Here is an 8,412-nt window from a genome sequence, read left to right as displayed (position 1 = left end):
GTGGGCTCGTCGTGTGCCGAGCCCACCCGCCCCCGGTGTCGTCCGATGGTCAGCGTTGCAGGGTCAGCAGACCCGGCCGGTACGGCAGGAGGCCGTAGTCGCCGCCGGAGCTGGGGGAACGACCCTGGTAGAGCAGTTGCAGGTTGCAGGCGTTGACGGTCATCGTCTGGTCCGCGTTGGTGCGCAGCAGCTCACCGTGGCTGATGTCGTTGGTCCAGGTCGCGCCGCTGTTGGCCTTGCCCGCGAACGGGTTGCTCTCGGACGTGGCCTGCGGCGTCCACGAACCACCCAGACTGGTGGCCGTGAACGAGCGGAAGTAACGCCCGTTCGCGCCGATCGCTTCGACGATCATGAGGTACTTGTTCAGGCCCTGGAGCTTGTAGACCTGAACGGCCTCGAACAGGTTGTTCGTCGTGTCGGTCATGATCGTCGTGTAGTTGGAGCCGAAGCTGCCCGGGAAGTTCCCGATCGGCATGCTCGCCCGGTAGATCCGACCGTTGTCGCCGGCGAAGAACAGGTACATGTTCTGGTCATCGCCGATGATCGCCTGGTCGATCGGGCCGGTCGAGGAGTTGGAGATGCTGCCGGTGAACAGCGTCTGGGCCGACGACCACCCGTTCGGGTTGGTCGGGTCACTCGAGGTCCGGTACGAGAAGGCCGTGCCGCCCCACTGATAGGCCAGGACCCAGATGTTGCGCGGGGCGAAGTAGAACAGCGACGGCGCGACGGTCGCCGAGTTCATCGCGTTCTGGCTGGCCGAGCCCATCTGCGAGTAGTTGCTGAAGAGACCGAAGTTCATCGAGCCCCACGTGGTGCCGGTGTCGTGCGTGGTGGCGTAGACGAGCTGCTGGCCGTTGTACGGGGCGACGGTGAAGTCCTTCAACGACACCCACCCCGACCTCGGCTGCGCCAGCGCGCCGGTCGACGACCAGCGGTACGACGAGGGAAGGTCACACGTGTCGCCGGTCGGCGGGGGCGTGGTGGGCGTCGGCGTGGGCGTCTGGGTGCCGCCGCCCGAGGTGGCGAGCCGGAACTGCTGGTTGGTTTGTCCGTGGCAGTCGTAGAGCTGGATCTGGGCGCCGTTGGCGGTGCTCCAGGCGTCCAGGCATCGTCCGGACTGGACGTTGCTGATGGTGCCGTTGGAGTTGACGTTCCACTGTTGGTTGGTCTGGCTGTGGCAGCTGTAGATCTGCACTGCCGCGCCGTTGCCGGTGCCGGCCGCGTCGAGGCACATGCTGCCGTACACCTGTAGTTGTTTGCCCGAGGTGTAGGTCCAGGCCTGGTTGGTCTGCTTGTTGCAGTCGTAGAGCTGGACCCGGGTGCCGTTGGTGGTCGAGGCGTTGGGTACGTCGATACACCTGCCAGATTGGGCGCCGACGATCTCACTGGCGGAGCCCGGCGGGACGGTGGGAGTCGGACCCGGCGTGGTGGGCGTGGGGGTGGTCCCGGGGCCCGCGCTGTTCAGCGCCTCAAGGGTGGCAGTGTAGGCGGCCTTCTTGTTGCCGTTGCACTCGAAGAGCAGCGGAGTGCCGCTCGAGCGCCACGAGTCGCAGTCGCGCACACCCCACACGGTGAGCCCGTTGCAGCGAGCCACGGCCAGGCAGTCGTTGACCACGCTGCGGTAGGTGTTGGCCTGCGTCGTGCCGGAGCCCTCGATGTCCAGTTCGGTGATCTGCACGTCCACCCCGAGGGCGGCGAAGCTGGACAGCGTCGTGCGGTAGTTGCTGTTGTACGGCGAGTTGGCGTTGAAGTGCGACTGGAAGCCAACGCAGTCGATCGGCACGCCACGGGACTTGAAGTCGCGCACCATGTTGTACACGGCCTGGGTCTTGGCCCAGGTCCAGTTGTCGGTGTTGTAGTCGTTGTAGCAGAGCTTCGCGTCCGGGTCCGCCGCGTCGGCGGCGCGGAACGCCGCCTCGATCCAGTCGTTGCCGGTGCGCTGCAGGTTCGAGTTACGACGGGCGCCGCTGTTGCCGTCCTCGAACGCCTCGTTCACCACGTCCCACGAGTAGATCTTGCCCTTGTAGTAGCCGGCGACCCGGTTGATGTGGTTGAGCATCGCGTTGCGCAGCGCGGTGCCCTCCATGCTCTGCATCCAGCCCGGCTGCTGCGAGTACCAGGCCAGGGTGTGCCCCCGGACCTTCCAACCCCGGGAGATGGCGTGGTTGACGATCCGGTCCGCGTTGCCGAAGGTGAAGTTGTTCTGCTGCGGCTCGGTCGCGTCGATCTTCATTTCGTTCTCGGGCGTGACAGCGTTGAACTCGCGGTTCAGGATCGTCGTGTAGGCGCTGTCGCCGAGCTTGTTCGCGGCGACGGCGGCACCGAAGTACCTGCCGGACTGGGCCGCCGCGGCACCGAGGGTCGTTTCGGCGGCCTGGGCCAGGTTGGGCAGCAGCGACACGATCAGGGCCAGAATTATCGCGGCCATTCCGGAAAGAGTGAGTGTTCGTAGTCGGGTGCGCCCGAGGGGACGGGTCCGGGAAACCATGCTGATCCTCCAGTGGTGGGGTAGGGGATTCCTGTCGCTGTTCCATTGGGAGGCCCCGCTCGGATGGCGGCGGCCGCGATGGTGAGTGCGCCCGAGCGGGGGCGGGACTCATGTCAGGCGTCCGCCCGGATGCGAGTCGGCTCGGGCTACCTGGCCAGCGGATATAGGGGTGGTGACAGGCAGGCCCGGTCGCCCGTGGGGGAGTGGTTGCGGGCGCTGGGCTCGTTCGGTGGTGGACGTGGTCACCTGGTAGGTGGGTGGGCCCGACGGTCGCGTGGAGCGCCTCCAGTGCTAACGGATCTTGTTAACGTTCACACTTGTCGATGGCTCCCAGGCTGGCAGAAAATTCCAGAGTTTTCAACCGGTAGTTTCGGGCCTGTTACGGATCAGGGCGGAAGGATTGGAGCCTTGCCGCACCGTGGCTGGTCGACGCGCGTTACGCGGTGGTGCCTGGCCTCGCGCCGTTGCCTGCGCGGACGGCGCTGTGGGACTGGCGGAAGGCGCTGTTCCAGGCGGTCGCCGGCCTGGTGGTGTTCCGTGGCGCGTAACGCCCGGAACATTTCGCGTGCGCCCAGCGCCTCGTGGTAGGCCGCGGCGTCGAGCGCGAGTCGACGAAACGTCGGGTCTACGGCTGCTCGTCGGCCTCGGGGGTGAGCTGCCGCATCAGCACCGCGAACCCTTGCCCCGACTCCACAAAACCCAGTTTCCGGTAGAGCGCCAGAGCGGGGTGGTTGCTGTCGGTGACCTTGAGTCGTAGGTGTGTGATGCCGGCTGAGTGCGCACGGTGCAGGACCCGCGAGATCATCGCCGTGGCCACGCCACTGCGGCGCCAGGCTGCTCGGGTGCCCAGGCAGTGCAGAAGCGCTGTCGGCGTGTCAGTGCTGCCGTCGGCGAGCGCGAAGAGGAAGCCAGCCACCGGGTTGTCGCTTCGGTCGGCCTCGGCGAGCACCAGACAGGAGAGGTCGGGCAGGAACCGCGGATGTCCGGTCGCGTGCTGGGGCCAGGTGCGCTGGTCTGGTCGAACCGCTGCCGGGCTGTCGGCGTAGGCCTCATTGTGGGCCAGCCGGGCCGGTTCGTCGTAGCGCTCCTCGACAGGTGTCAGCACCAGGCCGGGCGGCAGCGCGGGAGCCGGCGGCTCGTCAGGCACCGCCAGGACGAGGTCCCGTTCGTGCCGGACCAGCGCGAAGCCGCCACCGATCAGCAGCTCGCGGCCAGCCCGATCGTTTTCGGCACACCGGATGCCGAGGACGGCCTGTGCTGATCCTCGGTTGTCGCGTAACTGCTTCGCCTGGTCGATGAGCCAGTGGTGCAGCTCTGCGCGGACGTCGTCCGCGATGTCGGGATGGAACACGTTGGTCAGGCGAATGCGGAGCACGTCGTCCGCTGTTCCCATGTCGGCGACCTCGCCGTATGCGGCGACGCTGCCGGTCTCATCGCGGCCAACTCGGGTGCGTCCGGCACTGTCCAGCCCGAGAGTGGCCAGTCGATTCCGGACGTCCTCAGCGCGCTGCTCCATGCCGACGGGGGCGACCGCCTCGGCGCGCTGGAAGAGCGCCGCCAGCGCTGCTGCCTCGGCTGATGTGGCGCGACTCCAACCTGCGATCCTCATCGATGGTCATCCTAATGGAACTGGTTCGATGAAGGGACCCCAGCACCCTAACCTCCTAGGACGCTCTACGGGTTGTGTCCCAACCGACGGGGTCACCCGTGCGACAGGGGCCGTGCGCCAGCCAGCAGCTTCAGCGGATCGTGACGCTACGGAGGGGGCAGCACACGTACTGAAAACACCACGTTCCGCGGACGTGAATGATTGAAAATTCGCGCCAAAACTCGGTAACCAAATCGGCTGGCCAACCCGTCAGGTCAATGACGGATCGCCACTGCGGGCGGTCGGCCGAGGAGGAACAAGGGACATGGGCGATGTGCGTGGGCGTTTCACTGACGAACTGGCCCAACATCCCGCCCCGCCACTGGGTGACCTGGTCCAACAGTCGGTGGTGCAGGGCCGCCGACTTCGTCACCGACGCCGCCTGGCGCAGTTCGGCGCCGGCGGATCGGCGTTGGCGATGCTGCTCGTGATCGGCCTGGCCGCCGGGCCGCTCGGCGTCGGTGCGGATGACGCCGGTCAGCCCGCAGGGCCGAACCTGGGTCTGCCGGGCGGGTCGGTCGACACCACCTCGCCGTCCCCGGCCGCGCCCTCGGCTGGCGCCCCGGTCCGGTTCGAGGAGGGCGCCGACGAAGAACCGGGAGGGCTGGTCCCGCCGACTCCCTCGACCACCGTGATCGACACCGTGAGGATGGGGGCGGGGCCGGACGGGGAGCTGCTGACCACCACGCCGCAGGGCGCCTTGGACCTGCTGACCCGGCTGCTGCCCCAGGGGAAGACCGGCGGCTATGCAAGTCTGCCGAGCCGCGGGACAGGCTCCGGCATGCCGTACGTCCAGCTCAACCTGGACCGAGGCGATGGAGCGGGAATGGTGGGGCTCTCCATCTACCGGGACCGCCTCGGCGGCGACCCTGTCCCCGGGACGGTGGAGCTGACCGAAGTACCCGGCAACTGCCTGGAGAGCCAGACGGTCACCGTGCACCACAGCGGTGGCCTCCAGGTCGATCTCATGATCGCGAGCTGTCTGGCCTGGGACCCCAAGGGAACCTCGCCGGCATCGCCCGTCCTCTCCGTGAAGGAGGCGACCGCGATCGCCGCCAACCCGATGTGGGGGACGAAACTGCCGGCCGAGTACGTCCGCAACGGTGCCAAGAGGTTCCCGAAACTGGCCCGGTCGAATGGCTGACGAGGACTTCGTGGAGTTCGCGCAGGCGGCCGCCGGCCGGTTGCGCGACGCGGCGTTCCTGATGTGCCGCGACTGGCATCTCGCCCAGGACCTCACCCAGACGACGCTGGCCAAGGTGTACGCCAACTGGAGGCGGGTCCGCCGGGCCGACGACCCCCACGCGTACGCCCGCAAGGTACTGCTGCGCTGCATGATCGACCAGCAGCGGCGTCGCTCCAGCCGCGAGCTGGCGATGTCGGCGCCGCCGGAGCGGAGCGAGGAACATCCGGCCGAGCTGCGCATGACGTTGCTGGACGCGGTCGCCACCCTGCCGTTGCGGGACCGGGCGATCATCGTCCTGCGCTACTGGGACGACCTGAGCGTGGAGACAACCGCCGAGGTTGTGGGCGTCTCCACAGCCGTCGTCAAGAGCCAGAGCATGCGCTCCCTCAACCGCCTGCGTGAGTTGCTCGGCGCGACCCGTTCCGAGCTGTTCGCCGAGGAACGCCATTGACCGGTTCCGTCCGCCGCCGGGGTGTGGCGGGTCCCGATGGTGTCGGAGCGGCGGCCGGCAACCGCAGCGTCGGTGCTGCGGCGGCGACGAACGTGCCGCCAGGCGTCGTCGCCTGAAGCGCCACCTGCGGTGGCAAGTACCTGTGTTTGGGGAGGTTTTCGGTGTCCGTATCGAGCAGCAGGACGAGCCGGGGCCGGGTTCGCGGCAGAGGCCGACGTTCGGTCGCGGTTGTGCCTGTGGTCGTGTCGGCGTTGATGGTGATGGCCGCGGGGTGCCATCGGGGTGAGTCCGCTGTCGGCCCCGACGAGCCGCACACCGTGAACGCGGAACGGGGCGATCCGAGCCCGCTGCTGGGGGCGGGCGAGCTGGGAGCGGAGTGGCATGAGGACGACGCGCGAACCGGTCTGGCGTCCTGGCCGTGGGAGCAGGACAGCTGCCCCAACTACCGGAGCAAAGACTACCTGGCCAAGTCGCATCGGCGCGCCGCCGTGGAGCGCTACTACCGGCTGTCTGACGGCTCGTCGCCGGCCCACCACGTCGTGGAGACGTACGAACCTGGTTGGGCCGAGCGGAACGTCGATGACGTCCGTCGGGTCCTTCTGCGGTGCGCGAGCTACCCGGTCCTCGGATCGCATGTCTCGTTCGACGTTGTCGACCCGCATTATCTGGAGGGCACCGGGATGCTCGTTCGAGGTCGTATCGCGCATGCGGACACCCCGAACACCATCACGTACTTCGTGATGGTGAAGCGAGGCGAGACGGTCTCGACGGTCCGCCTGCCCGATCCGGGCAGCCGGGCCGTGGTGGACTCGATCGCGGCGAGGGCGGTGGCCCGCCTTGGCTGAGCGGAAAGGGCGGCAGCTGCCGCGACGCTGGGTCATCTCCGCGGTCACGATGTCGCTGGCCGGCGCTGCGACGGCCGCCTTCGGTGCCACCCGCGACGGCGACGGAGGGGGAGGCGGGCCATCGCTCGGTTCCTCCCCTGCCAGTCCGATCCCCACGACGCCGGCCATCGACTGGATCGGCCAGGCGAGAACGCGCATCACCGCCTACGTGGAGCGGTACGACGGCCACCTGGCGGTCGCGGCTGTGGACCGACTGGGAACGGCTGAGGTGACTGTCGGCGCCAAACGGTTCGAGACCGCCAGCATCGTCAAGGTCAACATCCTCGCGGCTCTGCTGCTGCGCCAGAACCCGCCGGGCAAGGCCCTGGGAAGTGACATCCGGCAGTTGGCCGAGGCCATGATCGTGTCCAGTGACAACGATGCGGCCGTCGCCCTGTGGCAGCGGATCGGGGGCTCGCGCGGCCTCAACGCCGCGAACCGCGCGCTCGGTCTGCGCGAGACCAAGCCCAACTCGCACTGGGGACTCACCACCACCACTGTCGCCGACCAGCTTCGCCTGCTGACGGCGGTGACGTCCCAGACGGGACCGCTGACCCCGCAGGACCGTACCTTCATCATGGGCCTGATGAAGAAGGTGATCCCCGAGCAGCGATGGGGGGTTCCCGCCGCGCGGGAGCCGGGCAGTCGTTCCGACTACGTCAAGAACGGCTGGGACACCGCCGATGTCGACGGCGGCCGCTGGCTGGTCAACAGCATCGGACGGATCGTCGAGGCCCGTCATGACTGGCTGATCGCCGTGCTCTCCGACCATCACGTGAGCCGGAAAGAGGGCATCCGCGTCGTCGAGAGGGCCGCCACGTACGTGCTCACGGAGCTGCGCGCCGCCACTGCGCACGACGGGCTGTCGCAGGGGTAGGCCCCGCGTCCGCTGAGGCCGACAGTGGGTCGGTCGACCTGCCGGCCGGGCGCCCGTCATCGTCGGCGACAAACAATTCCCGATCTTGTACCCATCCGTCTGCGGGTCGGCCTCGAATGCCTCATGACAGCAGCAATCGAGTACAAGCATCTGAGGAGTTCGTATGAAGCGGCGCCTGTTTGCCACGGTCGGCGTGATCGCCGTGCTGGCCTTGTCCGCCTGCGGCGGCACTGACGGCGAGGACACGGCCAGCGGCACGCCGAGCACGTCGGCCAGCGCGCCGATGGCCTCCGCCTCGCCGTCGATGATGATGTCGGGTCAGTTCGGCTCGGGCTGTGCGGCCGTGCCGACCGATCCGTCCAACCCGGGAAGTTTCGAGGCGATGGCGAAGGTGCCGGTGGCCACCGCGGCGTCCGGCAACCCACTGTTGTCGACGCTGGTGACGGCGGTGAAGAAGGCCAACCTGGTGGACTCACTCAACGGCGCGCAGGGCGTGACGGTGTTCGCGCCGACAAACGACGCGTTCGCCAAGATCCCGAAGGCGGACCTGGACAAGGTCCTGGCCGACGACGCCATGCTCAAGAAGATCCTCACTTACCACGTCGTGCCGGCCCAGTTGTCCCCGGACACCCTGGCCGGCACCCACAAGACGTTGCAGGGTGACGAGGTCACGGTGACCGGTGGTGGCACGTCGTTCACCGTCAACGGCACCTCGATGGTGGTCTGCGGGAACGTCTCGACGGCCAACGCCACCGTGTACATCGTTGACAGCGTCCTGATGCCCAGGAGCTGAGGGTGTCCACCCCCATCGAGCCCCGGGCGGCGGCAAGCCCGCCCGGGGCCCCCCCCACCAGGACCGCCCCCGGCGGGCAGGGCCA

At 68.2% G+C, this 8,412-nt stretch carries 7 protein-coding genes; 5 read left to right on the top strand and 2 right to left on the bottom strand.

The genetic code is table 11. From position 1 onward, the window contains the following. Nucleotides 1–49: 49 nt before the first annotated feature. Nucleotides 50–2,428, bottom strand: a complete 2,379-nt coding sequence (locus AB0B98_RS03345) for a non-reducing end alpha-L-arabinofuranosidase family hydrolase (RefSeq protein WP_357360539.1) — start codon at nt 2,426–2,428, stop codon at nt 50–52. Between the two features lie 685 nt (nt 2,429–3,113). Further along, nucleotides 3,114–4,097, bottom strand: coding sequence for a GNAT family N-acetyltransferase (locus AB0B98_RS03340; RefSeq protein ID WP_357360537.1), 984 nt, complete (start codon nt 4,095–4,097; stop codon nt 3,114–3,116). A 304-nt stretch (nt 4,098–4,401) separates the two neighbouring features. Here AB0B98_RS03340 and AB0B98_RS03335 point away from each other — a divergent pair, with 304 nt between their 5' ends. The 5 genes from AB0B98_RS03335 to AB0B98_RS03315 all read left to right on the top strand — a co-directional run bounded on the left by AB0B98_RS03335 (nt 4,402) and on the right by AB0B98_RS03315 (nt 8,327). Next, nucleotides 4,402–5,280 (top strand): hypothetical protein, encoded by an 879-nt coding sequence (locus tag AB0B98_RS03335; protein WP_357360535.1) that lies wholly within the window; start codon nt 4,402–4,404, stop codon nt 5,278–5,280. After that, on the top strand, nt 5,273–5,773 hold the full coding sequence (locus AB0B98_RS03330) for a SigE family RNA polymerase sigma factor (protein ID WP_357360533.1): 501 nt from the start codon (nt 5,273–5,275) through the stop codon (nt 5,771–5,773). The genes AB0B98_RS03335 and AB0B98_RS03330 overlap by 8 nt, the downstream gene beginning before the upstream one ends. Nucleotides 5,774–6,003: 230 nt before the next feature. Then, nucleotides 6,004–6,618: a hypothetical protein gene (locus tag AB0B98_RS03325; RefSeq protein WP_357360531.1), complete on the top strand. Its 615-nt coding sequence runs from the start codon at nt 6,004–6,006 to the stop codon at nt 6,616–6,618. Next, nucleotides 6,611–7,534 carry a serine hydrolase gene (locus tag AB0B98_RS03320; RefSeq protein WP_357360529.1) on the top strand — a complete coding sequence of 308 codons (924 nt, stop codon included), beginning with the start codon at nt 6,611–6,613 and terminating at the stop codon, nt 7,532–7,534. Before AB0B98_RS03325 ends, AB0B98_RS03320 begins: the two co-directional genes overlap by 8 nt. A 163-nt stretch (nt 7,535–7,697) precedes the next feature. Next, nucleotides 7,698–8,327, top strand: a complete 630-nt coding sequence (locus AB0B98_RS03315; protein ID WP_357360527.1) for a fasciclin domain-containing protein — start codon at nt 7,698–7,700, stop codon at nt 8,325–8,327. Nucleotides 8,328–8,412: the final 85 nt, after the last annotated feature.

It is taken from the genome of Micromonospora sp. NPDC048947 (assembly GCF_040649495.1).
Classification (GTDB): domain Bacteria; phylum Actinomycetota; class Actinomycetes; order Mycobacteriales; family Micromonosporaceae; genus Micromonospora; species Micromonospora alfalfae.
The sequence above is the reverse complement of the archived record's forward strand: the minus strand, read 5'-3'. Positions and strand labels throughout refer to the sequence as shown.

Bases quoted from the DNA above. Each gene is read 5' to 3' on its own strand.
- AB0B98_RS03315 (WP_357360527.1), top strand. From the start codon at position 7,698: ATGAAGCGGCGCCTGTTTGCCACGGTCGGCGTGATCGCCGTGCTGGCC.
- AB0B98_RS03340 (WP_357360537.1), bottom strand. From the start codon at position 4,097: ATGAGGATCGCAGGTTGGAGTCGCGCCACATCAGCCGAGGCAGCAGCG.
- AB0B98_RS03335 (WP_357360535.1), top strand. From the start codon at position 4,402: ATGGGCGATGTGCGTGGGCGTTTCACTGACGAACTGGCCCAACATCCC.
- AB0B98_RS03330 (WP_357360533.1), top strand. From the start codon at position 5,273: ATGGCTGACGAGGACTTCGTGGAGTTCGCGCAGGCGGCCGCCGGCCGG.
- AB0B98_RS03345 (WP_357360539.1), bottom strand. From the start codon at position 2,428: ATGGCCGCGATAATTCTGGCCCTGATCGTGTCGCTGCTGCCCAACCTG.